At 66.7% G+C, this 16,536-nt stretch carries 22 protein-coding genes; 14 read left to right on the top strand and 8 right to left on the bottom strand.

Going from position 1 to position 16,536, the window contains the following annotated elements; translation table 11 throughout:
- The first annotated feature begins 96 nt into the window (after window positions 1-96).
- Both KZX42_RS10290 and KZX42_RS10285 read left to right on the top strand, forming a co-directional pair.
- On the top strand, window positions 97-1,299 hold the full coding sequence (locus KZX42_RS10290) for a threonine ammonia-lyase (RefSeq protein ID WP_248119231.1): 1,203 nt from the start codon (window positions 97-99) through the stop codon (window positions 1,297-1,299).
- The gene (locus KZX42_RS10285; RefSeq protein ID WP_248119230.1) at window positions 1,280-1,795 is read left to right on the top strand and encodes an FKBP-type peptidyl-prolyl cis-trans isomerase; all 516 of its coding nucleotides are present in this window, start codon (window positions 1,280-1,282) and stop codon (window positions 1,793-1,795) included. The genes KZX42_RS10290 and KZX42_RS10285 overlap by 20 nt, the downstream gene beginning before the upstream one ends.
- A gap of 330 nt (window positions 1,796-2,125) precedes the next feature.
- Here the strand turns inward: KZX42_RS10285 and queG are convergent, their stop codons facing one another.
- From queG to KZX42_RS10255, 6 genes are all read right to left on the bottom strand, one after another.
- A complete protein-coding gene (gene queG, locus KZX42_RS10280; protein WP_248119228.1) occupies window positions 2,126-3,253 on the bottom strand; it encodes a tRNA epoxyqueuosine(34) reductase QueG in 1,128 nt (375 codons plus the stop codon).
- 148 nt (window positions 3,254-3,401) lie between these two features.
- The gene (locus KZX42_RS10275) at window positions 3,402-3,659 is read right to left on the bottom strand and encodes a hypothetical protein (RefSeq protein WP_248119227.1); all 258 of its coding nucleotides are present in this window, start codon (window positions 3,657-3,659) and stop codon (window positions 3,402-3,404) included.
- Complete coding sequence (locus KZX42_RS10270; protein WP_248119225.1) at window positions 3,656-3,877, bottom strand: DUF2158 domain-containing protein; 222 nt, start codon at window positions 3,875-3,877, stop codon at window positions 3,656-3,658. The genes KZX42_RS10275 and KZX42_RS10270 overlap by 4 nt, the downstream gene beginning before the upstream one ends.
- Window positions 3,878-3,911: 34 nt before the next feature.
- Entirely contained in the window at window positions 3,912-4,373 is a 462-nt protein-coding gene (locus KZX42_RS17335) for a toll/interleukin-1 receptor domain-containing protein (RefSeq protein WP_292047890.1), read from the bottom strand.
- A gap of 352 nt (window positions 4,374-4,725) precedes the next feature.
- Entirely contained in the window at window positions 4,726-5,412 is a 687-nt protein-coding gene (locus tag KZX42_RS10260; RefSeq protein ID WP_248119221.1) for a glutathione S-transferase family protein, read from the bottom strand.
- Window positions 5,413-5,456: 44 nt separating this feature from the next.
- A complete protein-coding gene (locus KZX42_RS10255) occupies window positions 5,457-6,452 on the bottom strand; it encodes a cation diffusion facilitator family transporter (protein WP_248119219.1) in 996 nt (331 codons plus the stop codon).
- A gap of 138 nt (window positions 6,453-6,590) precedes the next feature.
- Between KZX42_RS10255 and KZX42_RS10250 the strand changes: the two genes are divergently transcribed.
- The 12 genes from KZX42_RS10250 (at window position 6,591) to KZX42_RS10195 (ending at window position 15,741) form a co-directional block, all read left to right on the top strand.
- Window positions 6,591-7,391: an undecaprenyl-diphosphate phosphatase gene (locus tag KZX42_RS10250; protein WP_248119218.1), complete on the top strand. Its 801-nt coding sequence runs from the start codon at window positions 6,591-6,593 to the stop codon at window positions 7,389-7,391.
- Between the two features lie 3 nt (window positions 7,392-7,394).
- Entirely contained in the window at window positions 7,395-8,294 is a 900-nt protein-coding gene (locus tag KZX42_RS10245; protein WP_248119212.1) for a class I SAM-dependent methyltransferase, read from the top strand.
- Between the two features lie 178 nt (window positions 8,295-8,472).
- Complete coding sequence (locus tag KZX42_RS10240) at window positions 8,473-9,222, top strand: pseudouridine synthase (RefSeq protein WP_248119211.1); 750 nt, start codon at window positions 8,473-8,475, stop codon at window positions 9,220-9,222.
- Between the two features lie 18 nt (window positions 9,223-9,240).
- Complete coding sequence (locus tag KZX42_RS10235) at window positions 9,241-9,501, top strand: type II toxin-antitoxin system prevent-host-death family antitoxin (RefSeq protein WP_248119209.1); 261 nt, start codon at window positions 9,241-9,243, stop codon at window positions 9,499-9,501.
- Window positions 9,502-9,504: 3 nt separating this feature from the next.
- On the top strand, window positions 9,505-9,918 hold the full coding sequence (locus tag KZX42_RS10230; protein ID WP_248119207.1) for a type II toxin-antitoxin system VapC family toxin: 414 nt from the start codon (window positions 9,505-9,507) through the stop codon (window positions 9,916-9,918).
- Window positions 9,915-10,556: a phosphoribosylanthranilate isomerase gene (locus tag KZX42_RS10225; protein WP_248119205.1), complete on the top strand. Its 642-nt coding sequence runs from the start codon at window positions 9,915-9,917 to the stop codon at window positions 10,554-10,556. Before KZX42_RS10230 ends, KZX42_RS10225 begins: the two co-directional genes overlap by 4 nt.
- A gap of 74 nt (window positions 10,557-10,630) precedes the next feature.
- Window positions 10,631-11,833 carry a tryptophan synthase subunit beta gene (gene trpB, locus KZX42_RS10220; protein ID WP_248119490.1) on the top strand — a complete coding sequence of 401 codons (1,203 nt, stop codon included), beginning with the start codon at window positions 10,631-10,633 and terminating at the stop codon, window positions 11,831-11,833.
- Window positions 11,833-12,303, top strand: a complete 471-nt coding sequence (locus tag KZX42_RS10215) for a hypothetical protein (protein ID WP_248119203.1) — start codon at window positions 11,833-11,835, stop codon at window positions 12,301-12,303. Before trpB ends, KZX42_RS10215 begins: the two co-directional genes overlap by 1 nt.
- Window positions 12,300-12,719, top strand: a complete 420-nt coding sequence (locus KZX42_RS10210) for a hypothetical protein (RefSeq protein WP_248119202.1) — start codon at window positions 12,300-12,302, stop codon at window positions 12,717-12,719. The genes KZX42_RS10215 and KZX42_RS10210 overlap by 4 nt, the downstream gene beginning before the upstream one ends.
- Window positions 12,716-13,558 carry a tryptophan synthase subunit alpha gene (trpA, locus tag KZX42_RS10205; RefSeq protein ID WP_248119200.1) on the top strand — a complete coding sequence of 281 codons (843 nt, stop codon included), beginning with the start codon at window positions 12,716-12,718 and terminating at the stop codon, window positions 13,556-13,558. Before KZX42_RS10210 ends, trpA begins: the two co-directional genes overlap by 4 nt.
- Window positions 13,559-13,568: 10 nt before the next feature.
- A complete protein-coding gene (gene accD / locus KZX42_RS10200) occupies window positions 13,569-14,459 on the top strand; it encodes an acetyl-CoA carboxylase, carboxyltransferase subunit beta (protein ID WP_248119198.1) in 891 nt (296 codons plus the stop codon).
- Between the two features lie 7 nt (window positions 14,460-14,466).
- Window positions 14,467-15,741, top strand: coding sequence for a folylpolyglutamate synthase/dihydrofolate synthase family protein (locus KZX42_RS10195; protein ID WP_248119196.1), 1,275 nt, complete (start codon window positions 14,467-14,469; stop codon window positions 15,739-15,741).
- A 13-nt stretch (window positions 15,742-15,754) separates the two neighbouring features.
- Here the strand turns inward: KZX42_RS10195 and KZX42_RS10190 are convergent, their stop codons facing one another.
- Both KZX42_RS10190 and trxA read right to left on the bottom strand, forming a co-directional pair.
- Window positions 15,755-15,949, bottom strand: a complete 195-nt coding sequence (locus KZX42_RS10190) for a hypothetical protein (RefSeq protein ID WP_248119195.1) — start codon at window positions 15,947-15,949, stop codon at window positions 15,755-15,757.
- Between the two features lie 73 nt (window positions 15,950-16,022).
- Complete coding sequence (gene trxA / locus KZX42_RS10185; RefSeq protein ID WP_248119194.1) at window positions 16,023-16,361, bottom strand: thioredoxin; 339 nt, start codon at window positions 16,359-16,361, stop codon at window positions 16,023-16,025.
- Window positions 16,362-16,536 lie beyond the last annotated feature (175 nt).

The following is a 16,536-nucleotide window of genomic DNA, read 5'->3' as shown; positions in this document are numbered from 1 at the left end:
CGACCCGCGCCACTATCGCACGACCCAAGGGGCGACATCCACGGTCAAGACGCCCCGGCTCTGGACCGGGGCCCGACAACGCGCGAAACAGGCCGCATGACCGTCACCTTCGCCGACATCCAAGCCGCCCGCGCCCGCATCGCGGGCCAGGTCGACCACACCCCGACCCGCTATTCCCGCCGGCTGTCGCAGCTGACCGGGGCCGAGGTCTGGGTCAAGTTCGACAATCTGCACTTCACCGGCAGCTTCAAGGAGCGCGGGGCGCTGAACCGCCTGCTGCTGCTGAACGCCGACGAGCGCAGGCGCGGGGTGGTGGCGGCCAGCGCCGGCAACCACGCCCAGGCCCTGGCCTATCACGGCGGCCGGCTGGGCGTGCCCGTCACCATCGTCATGCCCGAGGGCACTCCCTTCGCCAAGATCAACGGCACCCGTTCGCACGGGGCGACTGTGGTGATCCACGGGCTGGACTTCACCGGCTCGACCGAAGAGGCCAAGCGGCTGGAGGCCGAGAAAGGCTATGTCTTCGTCTCGGCCTTCGACGACGAAGGGATTGTGGCGGGCCAGGGCGTCTGCGGCATCGAGTTCCTGGAGGATGCGCCAGAGGTCGACGCCCTGATCGTGCCGATCGGGGGCGGCGGCCTGATCGCGGGCACGGCCATCGCGGCCAAGGCGATGAAGCCGGGGATCAAGGTGTTCGGGGTCGAGGCGGCCCGCTATCCGTCATTCACCGCCAAACGGGCGGGCCTGCCGCCGGTCTGCACCGGCCAGACCATCGCCGAGGGCATCGCCATCAAGGCGGTGGGAGACATCCCCTTCGGCCTGGCCAATGACCTGATCGACCAGGTCTATGTCTGCGAGGAGGCCGATTTCGAACGCGGCGTCTCCTATATGGCGACCCTGGAGAAGACGGTCTGCGAGGGCGCGGGCGCGGGCGGTCTGGCCGCCATGCTGGCCAACCCCGAGGCCTTCAAGGGCATGAAGATCGGCATCGAACTGACCGGCGGCAACATCGACGCGCGGATGCTGGCCGTGGTGCTGAACCGCGAGATGGTCCGTGAGCGGAGATTGCTGGTCTATCGCATTCTCGGCGACGACCGTCCGGGGATGTTGTCGGCCATGGCGGCGGTGATCGGGGGCCTGGGCGGCAACATCATCGACGTGGTCCATAACCGTCTGGCCCTGGACGTGCCGGCCAAGGGCGCCGAGTTCGACATCATGGTCGAAACGCGCGATAGCGCCCACGCCGACGAGATCGGCGAGGCCTTGAAGGAACGCGGCTATGAACTTCGGATGGGGTAGGGCGGCGCTGCTTGCTGCGGTGATGCTGGCGGGCTGCGGCCGGGCCGAGCCGGTCGATCCCAATGCGGGCAAGGCCGAGGCGGCCGCCTTCATGGAGAAGAACGCCAAGGCCGAAGGCGTCCAGACCCTGCCCAGCGGCCTGCAGTACAAGGTGGTCCAGTCCGGCCCGGCGGGCGGCGCCAGCCCGGACCGCAACGACCTGGTCAAGGTCGATTACGAGGGCAAGCTGGTCGACAACACCGTGTTCGACAGTTCGTTCGCGCGTGGGGCTCCGGCGGTGTTCACGCCCGAGGAGGTGGTCAAGGGCTGGACCGAGGCGCTGCAGAAGATGCGCGTGGGCGACGAATGGCTGCTCTATGTCCCGCCGGAGCTAGGCTATGGCGAGCAGGGCAATCCCAAGATTCCGGCCAACTCCGTGCTGATCTTCCGATTGAAGCTGCTGGACGTGGCCAAGGTGCCGGGCGGCGGATCGGGCGCGGGCACGGCGATGGGGTGAGGCCGATTGGCTCCTCCCAGCGAAGCGGGGGAGGTGGCGCGACGCCGCTTGGCGCCGTGACGGAGGGGCTGTGCGCCGCATCGCAGGCGCCTGTGGGACGTCAAGAGCCCCTCCACCGCTACGCGCTCCCCCTCCCCCTTTCATGGGGAGACGCAAAGTGCATTGCAGTTTTTTTGAGTGCACTTTTCTGCAGGTTTTTGCGAGTGGTTTGCAGTTCTGCGGCGAATGTCAAAGACCAGGCGGGCAGTATAGCTCAGCGTGCGAGGGCGATAGGGTAGCGGTCGCTGGTCGTCTTCAGGATGTTGAAATCGCTGCGGTTCGTCGCGGCGATTATGCGGGTTGAGGCGTTTTCGCCTGTCGCCATTCGGCCAAGACCTGGGGGTCGGTCTCTGTGGTAGTCTCGGCAAGGGTCGCGAACTGGGCGGGTAGCATCAGCCGCCACAGCGCCCAGACCGCGGCGCCGCGCACCAGGGGCGAGGGGTCGGCCAGCAGGGCCTGGGTCGGTTCGATCAGGGTCGGGTCGCCTGAGTTGCCGACGGCGTAGAGAACGTTCCTGAGGAAGCGGTCGCGGCCGATCCGCTTGACCGGACTCTTGGTGAACAGGGCGCGGAAGGCGGCGTCGTTCAGCGTCAGAAGGTCATGCAGGCGCGGGCTCTCGAAGGCCTCGCGCGGCAAAAGCCGGATCTCGCGCGCTTCTTGCGCGAACTTGTTCCAAGGACAGACGGCCAGACAGTCGTCGCAGCCATAGATGCGCGATCCGGTCAGGGTGCGGAACTCGACTGGCCAGGGCCCGGCGAACTCGATGGTCAGGTAGGACAGGCAGCGCCGGGCGTCGAGCTGGAACGGGGCGGGAAAGGCCTTGGTCGGACAGGCGTCTAGACAGGCGGTGCAGCGGCCGCAGTGTTCGGTCTCGGCGGCGTCCGGCTCGATCTCGGCGGCGGTCAGGATGGTGCCCAGGAACAGCCAGTTGCCGTGGGTGCGGCTCAGCAGATTGGTGTGTTTGCCCTGCCAGCCCAGGCCGGCGCGCTGGGCCAGCGGCTTTTCCATCAGGGGGGCGGTGTCGACGAAGACCTTGATGTCGGCCCCGTTGCGGGCCGCGATCTGACCCGCCAGCTGTTTCAGCCGGCCCTTGATGACCTCGTGATAGTCGTCGCCGCGCGCATAGACCGAGATGTATCCGGCCGAACGGTCGGCCAGCTGGTCCAGCGGGTTCTCCTCGGGGCCGTAGTTCATGCCCAGGACGATGGCGGTCCGCGCCTCGTCCCACATGGCGGTGGGATGCTGGCGGCGATCCAGCGTCGTCTCCATCCATTCCATGTCGCCGTGCCGGCCCTCGTCCACGAAGCGCCGCAGCCGCTCGCCCGCCGGCCAGGCGTCGGCGGCCGAGGCGAACCGGCAGACATCGAAGCCGAGCTCGGCCGCGCGCTGGCGGATGAAGGTTTTCAGGCGGTCGGACACGGGGCGGGGGATAGCACGAGTGCGCTGAGACGTCTTGAAGGCGCGAATGCTGGTGGAAGAGGCCGAGAACCTTATTCGATCGTAGCGGCCATCAACAGCGTCCAGATCCGGGAGCTGATTGTCGAGATTTGACGCGGCAAAGCAGCTGTTATTGCTGCCTTCCCGGCTGGTCCGTCGAGAGCCGGTCGCGCCAGAATTTTTCCCCGCGTTCATATACCGCGTCGGGTATCAGCCTGTTGAAGATGGCGAGCACACCCTTGCCGACACAGACGTTGCCGCTGGCGTCGTAATAGGCAAGGGCTTCATCGTGGAGATGGAGCAAGTGCGAAGCCGCTGCCTCCTGATACAGGAAGCGCTCTGCCTCGTAGCGTTCCAGCATCCATTGCGCAGCCTCGTCGAGCGTCATTTCTTCACAGGGGCGACGTAGGGCTGAAGTAGATGCTCCGAGTAATCGCCCCGGGCCGCTGTAGCACCCTTGAACCATTCACAGTGATAGTCGTCCCTTTTGGCGCCCTCGGGTTTGTGCTTGAACTTCGGATCTATGCCTGGAACTGCATCGACGGTCATCGCTGGCCCGCCTGACTTCAGTTGGACGATGTCGCCCTTTTTGAACATGTTGGCCATGAAGCACCTCTTAGTTTGGCAATGGTATCATCAATTATACAGCGACAAGATCAGCTAGCTTTGTCGCGATTTCGCTCATCGATCCGTCTTCGGTGTTGAGGCCGGCTCGAGAAGCCAGCATGGGACTTTCGTTGTTCAACTCGTCGAAAGAGGCCCCGTGGATGATGGGTACGATAGCGCCGCGATGGAGAAGTACGGAGAGCTCTTTGTCAGCGACTCCCTCACTCTTGATGCGTTTGAGAAAACTTGGCGTCACCAAAACGATGCCAACGCGGGACTTCGCTAGTCCCCTGTCGATCTCGCGCATGAACGGCGTTCCGAGCGGGATGTCCTTCTGGCTAAACCAGACCCTCACGCCGCGAGCCTCAAGCAGATCGTGCAACTCTTGAGCGGCTCCGTTTCTGTCGTCCCACGCGTGGCAGAGGAATACGTCGCGAAGGTCAGGAACGGTCGCTCGCTGTTCGACGTGCGCTCGTGCGGGTTCGAGCTCAAGCACCTCGGCAGGTGTGTACCAAACGGCTGAGCCAGCTCGCGCCCAGCGGGGTTTAGAGGTCTTGCTAGCCCCGCCGGTGCTTCGCCCGCTGCCTCCGCCTGACGACGAGGTGGCTGGAGGCGAGTAAGACGGCGATGAATATGACGGCGAATACCCCCAGCTAGAGCCGCGACCATACCGGCTGCTACAGGCGGGACAGCTTGCTGCGCCACCCCCAGTATGCCCTCTTATTGGTGCGGTGCATCTAGCCAACGTGTCCTCCCCAGGGTTGAATCACGATATAGTGTCGCTTGTATAGTTTCCAAGCGTTAACGCTTTTTTATTCTTTCAATCAATGCGGTAGCCAACTGCAGCTTTAGAAATCCAAATCCGCATACCACGCCGACGGCGGGACGCCGACGAAGCGGTCCACCAGCAGGGGGCGGAAGCAGGGGCGGGATTTGAGCTTGGAGTACCAGGTTTTCAGCCCGGGCCAGGTCTTCCACTGGATTTCGCCGAAATAGTCCAGCACCGACAGGTGGGCCGCGGCGATCAGGTCGGCCTGGGACAAGCGACGGCCGGCCAGCCAGTCGCGGGCGGCGATCAGGTCCTCCAGCATGGCCAGGTGGAATTTCAGGGCGTCGCGGCCGTCGCGCAGGGCGCGGGCCTCGGGCGGACCCAGCTTGAGCAGGGGCTTCTCCATCCGCTCGTGCAGCAGGACGGCGTCGACCTCGTCCATGAAGCGGCGCTCGAACCAGCCGGTCAGGCGGCGGGCCTCGGCCCGTTCGCCGGCGTCGGCGGGCAGCAGCAGCGGCCCCTTCTGCTGATCCTCGATCCAGCCCAGGACGGCGGGCAGTTCGCACAGGGTCAGCGGGCGCCCACGGTCGGTCGTCTGCACCACCGGCGGCAGACCCGACGGGTTGAAGTCGTTGACCGGGCAGTCCTCCTCCCACGGACGGACCGGCGTATCCGTCCATTCGATCCGCGCCTCGCCCAGCGCCAGACGCGCGGCGCGAGAGGCGGGCTGGAAGGCGAAGTGGAAGAGAACGCAAGGGTCGGCCATCAGGGGGTGATGCGCCCCGACCTGTTAAATCGGCGTTTACCGCCTTACGACCACGGGCCCTTGGCGACCGGGGCGGCGGGGGCCGCATTCGGGGCATCCGCCGGCGTCTCGGCAGCTGGATCGGGCGACGCGGGGAGCGTCGCCTGCGGCCGTCCGCGCGGATCGGCGTGGATCAGGATGTCGGCGCCGGGAAACCGCGCCAGCACCCGGCGTTCGGCCTCGACCACGATGGCGTGGGCGGCGTCCAGCGTCAGTGCGCCGTCCAGATCGACGTGCATCTGGATCATCATGACCGGCCCGACCATGCGGGTCCGCAACTGATGCACGCCCGTGACGCGCGGATCGGCCAGCACGGCCTGGGTGACGGCGGCGCGGTCGGCCTGGGGCGCGGCGCGGTCCAGCAGATGGTCGGCGGCGGCCCGCAACATCCCGGTCGCGCCCCAGAACAGCCAGACGGCGACGACCACGCCGGCCGCCGCATCCAGCCCCGGCGCGCCCAGGAAGGCGCCGGACGCCACCCCGATCAGCACGACGGCGTTGGCCGCCAGGTCGGCGGCGTAGTGGGCGCGGTCGCCGGCGACGGCCAGGGAGCCGGTCTTCTTCAGCGCCTGGGTCTGCATCCACACCAGCCAGCCGGTGATGGCCATGGCCGCGACCATGACCCCCACGGCCCAGGCGCCGGCGGTGACCGGGCGGGGATCGAAGATGCGCTGCAGCCCCTCCCACCCGATAAAGACGGCCGAGGCGAACACCAGCCCGGCCTGGACCAGGGCGGCCAGCGCCTCGCCCTTGCCATGGCCGTAGCGGTGATCCTCGTCCGGCGGGGCGGCGGCCCAGCGCACGGCGAAGAAGGTGGTCAGGGACGCTGCGAGGTCCAGCGCCGAATCCGCCAGGCTGGCCAGGATGGAGACCGAGCCGGAGGCGCCCAGGGCGAACGCCTTCAACGCGATCAACACCACCGCGACCCCGACCGACAGCCGGGTGATGCGCCGGGTGGCGAGATGGGCGTCTTCGAGGGGGGCGGGTGCGGGCGTCGTCATTGTCGGCTTCTTCTCGCGCAATCGTGGCCGAAAGCCAACCGCTGGCCCAAAGGGGTCGTTCCGTCCGAAACGATCATGCTCTAGGGGAAGACATCCGGGCGCGCGGCGATCCCGGCGCTTTGGTTTTCGGGGTTTTCCATGTCGGACTGGTTGGCGGCCATCATCCTGGGTCTGGTCGAGGGGCTGACCGAGTTCATTCCCGTGTCCTCCACCGGCCATATGCTGCTGCTGGGCCATTTCATGGGGTTCGAAAGCGCGGGCAAGACGTTCGAGATCGTGATCCAGCTGGGCGCCCTGCTGGCCATCGTCAGCGTCTATTTCAAACGGCTGTGGACACTGGCGACGCGCTGGCCGTTCGACCCCGAGGCGCGGCGGTTCCTGATCGGCCTGCTCGTCGCCTTCGCCCCGGCCGTGGTCATCGGTTTCCTGGCCTATGACTTCATCAAGGGGGTGCTGTTCGAAACGCCTCAGGTGATCTGCATCGCCCTGATCGTGGGCGGGCTGATCCTGCTGGCGCTGGACCGGATGGACAAGAAGCCGAAATGGCTGGACGCCGAGGCCTATCCGATGCGGATCTATTTCCTGATCGGCCTGTTCCAGTGTCTGGCCATGATCCCCGGCGTGTCGCGATCGGGGGCCACCATCGCCGGCGGCCTGCTGCTGAAGACCGACAAGCGTTCTGCGGCCGAGTTCAGCTTCTTTCTGGCGCTTCCGACCATGGGCGCGGCGGTCGCCTACGACCTGCTGAAGAACCACAAGACGCTGGATTTCAGCGATGTAGGCCTGATCGCCGTGGGCTTCGTGGTGGCCTTCATTTCGGCCCTGGCGGTGGTGCGGTTCCTGCTGGACTTCGTGTCGCGTCGCGGCTTCGGCGTGTTCGCCTGGTGGCGGATCGTGGTCGGGGTCGTGGGGCTGGCGCTGTTGCAAATGGGGTTCTGAGGCATGGCCACGCTTCTCTATGGCCGGCCGCCGGTCGTCTTCGACCCACCAGGCGGCGCCACCCAGACCTCACCCCTGATCCCGGATTCGGCCGCGCTGGAGGCTCAGACGCCCGGTTCGGCCGATACGGTGATGATCTACGCCCCGCCCGGCGTGCTGGAGCGGCGCTATGTCCTGGCCCTGGCGCTGAGAGCGCTGAATGTCGGCGGGCGGCTGGACGTCATGGCGCCCAAGGACAAGGGCGGGTCGCGCCTGGGCAAGGAGTTGAAGGCGTTCGGCCTGGAGGTCGCCGAGACGGCCAAGGCGCACCACCGCCGATGCACCGTCATCCGCCCCGAAAGGGTGGAAGGACTCGACGAGGCGATCCAGGCCGGCGGGCCGCAGATCGTGCCGGGCCTGGAAGCCTGGTCCCAGCCTGGAATCTTCGCCTGGGACCGGATCGATCCGGGTTCGGCCCTGCTGGCCCAGCATCTGCCGCCGATGAAGGGCGAGGGGGTCGATCTGGGTTGCGGCTATGGGGCGTTGGCGACGGTCGTATTGCGGTCGCCCGCCGTGACCAAGCTGAAGTTGGTCGATCTGGACCGCCGCGCCATCCGCGCCGCGCGCGAGAACATCCGGGACGAACGGGCCAAGGTCTGGTGGTCCGACGCCCGGACGCTGGAGGGCAAGGGCGACAAGGATTTCGTGGTCTCGAACCCGCCCTTCCACGACGGCGGCGCCGAGGACCGGCGGCTGGGTCAGGCCTTCATCCGCAAGGCCGCCGAGCTGTTGAAGAAGGGCGGCGTCGCCTGGATCGTGGCCAACCGGCACCTGCCTTATGAGGCGGAACTGAATGCGGCGTTCAAGCGCGTGCGGCTGGTCGCGGAGGCGGGCGGTTACAAGCTGTTCGAGGCGGTGAAGTGATCTTCGTTTCGTTATTCTCCGGCAAGCCGCTTGCGGCGCAGACCGGAGAACCCAGCGGCGCCGAAGGCGATGGCTCAGCTATACTGATGGTCGAGAAGCAACGTCGCGACAGGTTCGCGCTCGCGCGCGCCGCTGGGTCCCCCGGTCTCGCTGCGCTCGCCGGAGGATGACGAAAGATATGGCCAAGATCCCCACATCCCGCGTCGACCGCCTGCTGGGGTCGATGGGCTATGGCTCGCGGGCCGAGATGGCGCGGATGGCCAAGGCGGGCGGGATCGTGCTGGACGGGGCGGATCTGACGGATGTGTCCAAACGCATCCCGGTGACGCCCGAACTGACCCAGCGGATGGAGATCGACGGCGAGCCGCTGGACCCCGTGCCGGGCCTCGTCCTGATGCTGAACAAGCCGCTGGGCATGACCTGTTCGCACAAGGAGGAGGGCGCGCTGGTCTATGACATCCTGCCCGACCGGTGGCGTCGGCGCGATCCGGCCATCTCCACCATAGGGCGGCTGGACAAACAGACCTCGGGCCTCCTGCTGCTGACCGATGACGGGGACCTGCTGCACCGGGTGATCTCGCCCAAACGCCATGTGGCCAAGGTCTATCGCGCCGGGCTGGCGCGCCCGCTGGCCGGGACCGAGGGCGATCTGTTCGCCGCCGGCGAACTGATGCTGGAAGGCGAGGACAAGCCGTTGGCCCCGGCGTGGCTGGAGGTCGTGGCGCCGACCGAGGCCCTGCTGACGGTGACGGAGGGGCGGTATCACCAGGTGCGGCGCATGTTCGCCGCCGTCGGCAACCACGTCGAGACCCTGCATCGCGAACGGATGGGCGGACTGGTCTTGCCGCCCGACCTGGCGCCCGGCGAATGGCGACTGCTGACCGCCGAGCAGATCGCGTCGATCTTCGCGGAGCCGACGGGCGGCTGATTGAACATTATGCGGCGGATGGCTATCTTGATGGCCATGTCCAGCTATTCCGTCGCCGAAGCCAAGAACAACCTGCCCAAGCTGCTGGATCGCATGCTGGCGGGCGAGGCGGTGACCATCACGCGACGCGGCGTGCCCGTGGCGCGGCTGGAGCCGGCGCAGGAGGTCGTTCCGACGCCTCGAACCGTCGATATGGACTGGTTCAGACACGTCCGCGCCAAACCCACGGATGGACTGAACGCTGTCGATCTGGTTCGTCAGATGCGTGACGAAGACTGAATCTTGGCCCTTTATCTGGATACAAGCGTCCTCGTTTCGGCCTTCGTGCAGGACGCTCATTCGGAGTGGGCGGCGGCGCTGCTGATCCGTAGGATGGATGTCGTGATCAGCCGGTGGACCGAGACCGAGTTTAGTTCGGCCCTTGGGTTGCGCGTCAGGTCTGGCGCCATGAAGAGCGCGAAACGTGACCAAATCGAAAACACGTTTGATGACTGGCGCATAGGTCGCGGAGAATGCCGCATGGACGATCAGGATTTTTCGCGCTGTCGCTTGCTGCTGCGCGAAGGGGTTCGATTGAGGACGCCTGACGCCCTGCACTTAGCCGTGGTGTTGAGGCATGGCTACGACATGGCGACGCTAGATAAGGATCTCGCTGCGGCTGCTCTGCTAAAAAATGTTGAAGTCGTTTCCCTATGACGACCAAGATCAAGATCTGCGGCCTGACCACGCCGGACACCCTGGACGTCGCACTGGATGCGGGGGCAGATTTCGTCGGCTTCGTGATGGTGAAGGCCAGTCCTCGATACGCCGGACCAAGCTTGGCGAAGCGGCTTGTGGATCGGGCTCGCGGCCGGGCCAAGACCGTGCTGCTGTTTGCGGATATGGTCGGTCCTGAGATGGACGCCCTGGTTCATGATCTTGAGCCTGACATGATCCAGTTGCACGGTCGGGAAACGCCGCTTGAAGTTCGCAATGCGCGGGCAGATTACGAGATTCCTGTAATCAAGGCGGTAGGGGTGTCCGGCGCGGATGATCTGGTCGGGCTGGAGGTAATGGAGGCGGCGGCTGACTATCTGCTGCTGGACGCCAAGGCGCCCAAGGGCGCGACCTACAGCGGCGGACATGGGGTGGCTTTCGACTGGACCCTGCTGGCGGAACGGGCGTTCCGGCATCCGTGGTTCCTGGCGGGCGGTCTGAACCCGGACAATGTGGCCGAGGCGCTGCGGATCACCGGCGCGCCGATGGTGGACGTGTCCTCTGGCGTCGAGAGCGCGCCGGGTGTTAAGGACGCCAGCCGGATCGCAGCCTTCATCCGAAACGCGCGCCGGTCGTAATTACGACGCCTACCCGCGTGAAAGTCGAACCCGTGAACGCTCAGACGCCTCTCCAAGCCGCCGATTCCGCCCCTCTGGCGAACGCCTACGCCTGGCCCGACGCGAAGGGGCGGTTTGGTCCCTATGGCGGGCAGTTTGTCGCCGAAACCCTGATGCCGCTGATCCACGAACTGGATGCGGCCTATAAGGCGGCCAAGGCAGACCCCAGTTTTCAGGCCGAGCTGGACGGCTTTCTGACCCACTATGTCGGTCGCGAAAGCCCGCTGTATTTCGCCGAGCGGCTGACCGACCATTTCGGCGGGGCCAATATCTGGCTGAAGCGCGAAGACCTGAACCATACGGGCGCGCACAAGATCAACAACTGCATGGGCCAGATCCTGCTGGCCCGGCGCATGGGCAAGACCCGCATCATCGCCGAGACCGGCGCGGGCCAGCACGGCGTGGCTTCGGCCACCGTCGCCGCGCGCTTCGGCCTGCCCTGCACCGTCTATATGGGGGCGGTGGACGTGGAGCGACAGCAGCCCAACGTCTTCCGCATGCGCCTGCTGGGGACCGAGGTGTTTCCGGTCACCGCCGGCGCCGCGACCCTGAAGGACGCGATGAACGAGGCGATGCGTGACTGGGTGACCAATGTCTCGGACACCTATTACATCATCGGCACGGCGGCGGGGCCGCACCCCTATCCGGCCATGGTGCGCGATTTCCAGTCGGTGATCGGCAAGGAGATCAAGGCCCAGTCGCGCGTCCAGATGGGCAAGCTGCCCGAGGCCGTGGTCGCCTGCATCGGCGGCGGATCGAACGCCATCGGCGCCTTCCACCCCTTCATCGAGGATGAGGGCGTGCGGCTGATCGGGGTCGAGGCGGCGGGCCATGGGTTGGATACGCCCGATCACGCCGCGTCGCTGAAGGGCGGCCGGTCGGGCGTGCTGCACGGCAACCGGACCTATCTGCTGCAGGACGAGGACGGCAACATCGTCGAAGGACATTCGATCTCGGCCGGCCTCGACTATCCGGGCATCGGGCCGGAGCACGCCTGGCTGCACGACATCGGCCGGGCCGAATATCGTTCGGCGACGGACAATGAGGCGCTGGAGGCGTTCCAGCTGTGCTCCAAGCTGGAAGGCATCATTCCGGCGCTGGAGCCTGCCCACGCCCTGGCGCGGACGGGCGAGATCGCGAAGGAAGTCGGCAAGGGCGGCGATGTCGTCCTCTTGATGTCGGGACGCGGCGACAAGGACATCTTCCAGGTCGCCAAACATCTGGGAGTGGAGTTGTGATGCGTCTTCTGCTGGCCGCGAGCGCCGCGCTCGCCCTGTGCGCCCCCGCCGTTCAAGCTCAGACGCCGGCGCCGGCCGCGCCCCAATCGGCCCAGCAGGGCGGACCGGCCGATGTCGGCCTGCTGCCCGGCGCGGAACTGTCGGCCGACTGCGGCGGGCTGAACAATCTGGCGGGTCGCGCCTGGTGCGTGACGGCCCCGCTGGGTCAGATCGGCGCCCTGGCCGACGCCTATATCGCAGACCTGGCGTCCAAGACCTGGCTGGCGGCGGGCGGCGACGAGAACCGCGTGGTCTTCATCAAGCGCCGCGAGGCCGGCGGCTGCGACGGCATGCAGATGGTCGCCTTCTACGACACGACCAAGACCGCCGTCGCCGAACTGCCCGCCTATCTGGGCTTCGCCACCATTCCCGGCGATGTCTGCGCGGCCCAATCGGCCGCGCCCGCCGCCGCTGGAACGCCGCCGAAATGATACTGGCGTCTATTGCCGCCTTTACCTTGATGGGGTCGCAAGCGGACTGGCGCGATGAGTTTGTTTTGCCGGATATCCCGGACGCGGTTGTCGCCGGCGGGTGCCCTGCGTCAGAGGAAGGCGGCGACCGTTATTTGTGCCTGGCGTATCCTCGCGAGAAGGCGCGCGCGGTCCGTGAGCGTTTTACACATGCGCTTGAGCAACAGGGATTCATGGTGCGATCAGCTCCCGAGGTTAGCTTTGGCTTTTTGCGGCTCAGGGGAGCCGATTTAGACAATCCTGAATCCTGCGAAGGCGGATTGGTTTCGACCTTCGCGGTCGAGGGGGAGTCCGATCCTGCAAAGACGGCTGTCATGGTGATTGCCCTGGCGAGAGACACTTGCGGGGAACCCGCGACCGAGGGCAAAGATCAATGACGACCGCACGCATCGACGCACGTTTCAAGGTGCTGAAAGCCGAGGGCCGCGCCGCTTTTGTTCCCTATGTGATGGGGGGCGATCCGTCGCGCGAGGAGGCTCTGGCCATCCTGAAGGGCCTGCCCGCAGCGGGCGCCGACATCATTGAGTTGGGCTTTCCGTTCAGCGATCCGATGGCCGAGGGGCCGCCGATCCAGAAGGCGGCGATCCGGGGGCTGGCGGCCGGGTTCGGCCTGCGGTCGACCATGGATCTGGCGAAGGAATTCCGCAGAGGCGACGACGCCACGCCCATCGTGCTGATGGGCTATCTGAACCCGATCGAGAGCCTGGGCTATGACGCCTTCGCCGCCTATGCGGCCGACTGCGGCATCGACGGCCTGATCGTGGTCGACTGCCCGCCGGAAGAGGCCGCGCCTCTGATCGAGGCGCTGGATAAGGTGTCGATCTCGCTGATCCGGCTGGCCACGCCGACGTCCGATGACGACCGTCTGAAGATCGTCGTCCAGGGCACGTCGGGCTTTGTCTATTATGTCGCCGTGGCGGGCGTGACCGGGGTCAAGGAAGCCGACGCCGATGTCGTGGCGCCCGCCGTGGCGCGGGTGCGGGCCGCCTCGGGGCTGCCGGTCGCGGTCGGCTTCGGCATCAAGACGCCGGAACGGGCCGCCGCCATCGCCAGCGTAGCGGACGCCGTGGTCGTCGGCTCGGCCCTGGTCGAGGAAGTCGCCGCCGCCGTCGCCGCGAACGAACCGGCTGCGCCGCGCGTTCTGGCCAAGGTGAAGCTGCTGGGCGACGCGGTTCGATCCGTCGCCGCTAGTGCTTCCGTGGCGGAAACCGTCTAAGAGCGCGCGGATGAACGACAAGACCAAGCCTCAGGAAAAGCGCGGCGGATGGCTGAGCCGCTTTGCGCCGGGCGTGCGCAAGATCGTCTCGCGCCGCGACACCCCCGACAATCTGTGGGTCAAGGATCCCGACAGCGGCGAGATGCTGTATCGCTCGGATCTGGAGACCTCGCTGTGGGTCACGCCGTCGGGCCGTCATATGCGCATCGATGCGCCGACACGCCTGCGCGCCACCTTCGATGACGCCAAATATGAGGCGATCGACACCCCGGACGTGCCGGAAGACCCGCTGAAATTCTCGGACGGCAAGTCCTACAAGGACCGCCTGAGCGCGGCGCGCAAGGCGGCGGGTCGCAAGGACACCATGGCCATCGGCTATGGTTCGGTCGGCGGTCAGGATGCGGTCGTTATCGTTCAGGACTTCACCTTCATGGGCGGATCGCTGGGCATGGCGGCGGGCGAGGCCTTCATCAAGGCGGCGCGCGAGGCCGTGGCCCGCAAGGTTCCGCTGATCTGCTTCACCGCAGCCGGAGGCGCGCGGATGCAGGAAGGCGCCCTGTCGCTGATGCAGATGGCGCGCACCACCCTGGCCATCGAAGAGCTGAAACAGGCGAAACTGCCCTATGCGGTGGTCCTGACGGACCCGACGACGGGCGGGGTGACGGCCTCATACGCCATGCTGGGCGACGTGCATCTGGCGGAACCGGGCGCCCTGATCGGCTTCGCTGGTCCGCGCGTGATCGAGGCCACCATCCGCGAGAAACTGCCGCCGGGCTTCCAGCGCGCCGAATATCTGCAGGAAAAGGGCATGGTCGATCAGGTGGTGGCGCGCGCCGAACTGCCGCGCGTGCTGGGTCAGATTCTGTCGATGTTGATGGGCGGAACCCGTCAGGCGGCCTGACTGGCCGATGGATCCGATTTCCGAACGCCTGCGTGCGCGGCATCCGCAACGGATCGACCTGTCGCTGGATCGGATGAAGGCCCTGTGCGCGGCCCTGGGCGATCCGCAACTGCGTCTGCCGCCGGTGATCCATGTGGCCGGCACCAATGGCAAAGGTTCGACCGTGTCGATGATCCGCGCCATCGCCGAGGCGGCGGGGCTGAAGGTTCACGCCTACACCTCGCCCCATCTGGTGCGGTTCAACGAGCGTATCCGGCTGGCCGGGACGCTGATCGAAGATGATCAACTGAACGCCATCCTTGATCGGATCGAGGCCGTGTCCGGTGAGGCGACGGTGTTCGAAAGCACGACCGCCGCCGCCTTCGTCGCCATGTCCGAAACCCCCGCCGACCTGGCCATCATCGAGGTGGGGCTGGGCGGGGTGCTGGACGCGACGAACGTGATCGAACGCCCGTTGCTCAGCGTCATCGCGCCGGTCGATTACGACCATGCCGAGTTCCTGGGAACCGACCTGGCGGGCATCGCGGCGGAGAAGGCCGGGGTGTTGAAGCCGGGCGCGCCGGGCGTCATCGCCCGCCAGCAGGAGGTCGCCATGGCCGCCATCGAACGGGCGGCGCAGGTGGTTCATGCGCCCCTGACCGTCATGGGCGTGGACTTCGACGCCTGGGCCGAGCGGGGCGGACTGGCGTTTCAGGATCAGGAACGGTTTCTGGACCTGCCGGCGCCGGGTCTGGCGGGCGCACACCAGATCGACAATGCGGGCGTGGCCATCGCGGCGGCGCTGGAGCTGGACCTGCCGGAAGCCGCCATCGCCGAGGGGCTGAAAGCCGTGCGCTGGCCTGCGCGCCTGCAACGGATCTCGGCTGGCCCTTATGGCGAGGCGGCCAAGGCGGCCGACGCCGAACTGTGGCTGGACGGGGGGCACAACCCCCACGCCGCGCGGGCGCTGGCGGCGTTTCTGGCGGATCGCCAGGCGCGGGCGCCGCGCCCCTTGGCCCTGATCTGCGGCATGCTGGCCAACAAGGACGCGGGCGGCTTCTTCGCCGCGGTGAAGGACAGCCAGGCCACCGTCTTCACTGTCGGCTTCGATGGCGCGGCGGCGGACCCGGCGGCCCTGGCGGCCGTGGCGCGCGGACATGGCCTGGCCGCCACGCCCGCCGGATCGGTCGATGAGGCGTTGAAGCTGGCGCTGCGTCTGGGCGCTGGCCGGGTGGCCATCTGCGGGTCGTTGTATCTGGCCGGCGAAGTGCTGGGCGCCAGCCGCGAGACCTGGCCGGTCTAGGCGTCCGCCGTCCCTATTTGCTCATCCACGGGCGCGACTTGCCCGCGGCGATCTTGGCGTTCTGCTCGCGCTGGAACCGGCCCCCGCGCGGCGGCTTGGGCCGGGCGTCGATCCTGGCGGTCTTCAGACGCAGCGCCTTTTGCGCCGAGGTTTCGCTCGGCAGGTCGTCGGGTGCTGCTGGGGCGGTGATGTGTTCGTCGTCGCTCATGGCGGCATCCTAGCATGAAAACGCCCGCCGGTCGGAACCGGCGGGCGCGATCGTTCAGCGGGACTTAAGCGGATCAGGCGGCGTCGGTCTTGACGCCGGCCTCGGCCAGCCATTCGACGATCTTGCCCTTGGGCATGGCGCCGACCTTCATCGAGGTCATCTGGCCGTCCTTGAACAGCATCAGGGTCGGGATGCCCTTCACGCCCAGCTTGGACGGGGTCATGGGGCTGTCGTCGATGTTGATCTTGGCGACCGTGACCTGACCGCCCAGTTCGTCGGCGATCTGCTCCAGCGCCGGGCCGATCTGCTTGCAGGGCCCGCACCATTCGGCCCAGAAATCGACCAGAACGGGGGTCGAGGCTTTCAGGACGTCGGCGTCAAAGCTTTCGTCGGTGACTTTCACAGTCGCCATGAAGGGCTCCTTGGGGCGCTGTCGCTCGGCCCGCAAGGCCTGGCTGTTTGCGCGAATAGAGGTTGTCCGGAAGCGTCCGGGTTCGGTCGCAGATGTGGGAGCGAATCGCGGGCAATTCAACTCCTGCCGTCACGGCCGTTCTTCCTCCGTCATCATCGGGTCGAGCCCGAGGATG

The organism is Brevundimonas sp. EYE_349, assembly GCF_023147505.1.
Classification (GTDB): domain Bacteria; phylum Pseudomonadota; class Alphaproteobacteria; order Caulobacterales; family Caulobacteraceae; genus Brevundimonas.
Note: the sequence above shows the minus strand (reverse complement) of the source record. Positions and strands in the feature narration are given on the sequence as shown.

Coding starts and splice junctions, on each gene's coding strand:
- KZX42_RS10290 (WP_248119231.1), top strand. CDS start 97: ATGACCGTCACCTTCGCCGACATCCAAGCCGCCCGCGCCCGCATCGCG.
- KZX42_RS10285 (WP_248119230.1), top strand. CDS start 1,280: ATGAACTTCGGATGGGGTAGGGCGGCGCTGCTTGCTGCGGTGATGCTG.
- KZX42_RS10275 (WP_248119227.1), bottom strand. CDS start 3,659: ATGACGCTCGACGAGGCTGCGCAATGGATGCTGGAACGCTACGAGGCA.
- KZX42_RS10270 (WP_248119225.1), bottom strand. CDS start 3,877: ATGGCCAACATGTTCAAAAAGGGCGACATCGTCCAACTGAAGTCAGGC.
- KZX42_RS10260 (WP_248119221.1), bottom strand. CDS start 5,412: ATGGCCGACCCTTGCGTTCTCTTCCACTTCGCCTTCCAGCCCGCCTCT.
- KZX42_RS10255 (WP_248119219.1), bottom strand. CDS start 6,452: ATGACGACGCCCGCACCCGCCCCCCTCGAAGACGCCCATCTCGCCACC.
- KZX42_RS10250 (WP_248119218.1), top strand. CDS start 6,591: ATGTCGGACTGGTTGGCGGCCATCATCCTGGGTCTGGTCGAGGGGCTG.
- KZX42_RS10245 (WP_248119212.1), top strand. CDS start 7,395: ATGGCCACGCTTCTCTATGGCCGGCCGCCGGTCGTCTTCGACCCACCA.
- KZX42_RS10240 (WP_248119211.1), top strand. CDS start 8,473: ATGGCCAAGATCCCCACATCCCGCGTCGACCGCCTGCTGGGGTCGATG.
- KZX42_RS10235 (WP_248119209.1), top strand. CDS start 9,241: ATGGCTATCTTGATGGCCATGTCCAGCTATTCCGTCGCCGAAGCCAAG.
- KZX42_RS10225 (WP_248119205.1), top strand. CDS start 9,915: ATGACGACCAAGATCAAGATCTGCGGCCTGACCACGCCGGACACCCTG.
- KZX42_RS10215 (WP_248119203.1), top strand. CDS start 11,833: ATGCGTCTTCTGCTGGCCGCGAGCGCCGCGCTCGCCCTGTGCGCCCCC.
- KZX42_RS10210 (WP_248119202.1), top strand. CDS start 12,300: ATGATACTGGCGTCTATTGCCGCCTTTACCTTGATGGGGTCGCAAGCG.
- trpA (WP_248119200.1), top strand. CDS start 12,716: ATGACGACCGCACGCATCGACGCACGTTTCAAGGTGCTGAAAGCCGAG.
- accD (WP_248119198.1), top strand. CDS start 13,569: ATGAACGACAAGACCAAGCCTCAGGAAAAGCGCGGCGGATGGCTGAGC.
- KZX42_RS10195 (WP_248119196.1), top strand. CDS start 14,467: ATGGATCCGATTTCCGAACGCCTGCGTGCGCGGCATCCGCAACGGATC.
- KZX42_RS10190 (WP_248119195.1), bottom strand. CDS start 15,949: ATGAGCGACGACGAACACATCACCGCCCCAGCAGCACCCGACGACCTG.
- trxA (WP_248119194.1), bottom strand. CDS start 16,361: ATGGCGACTGTGAAAGTCACCGACGAAAGCTTTGACGCCGACGTCCTG.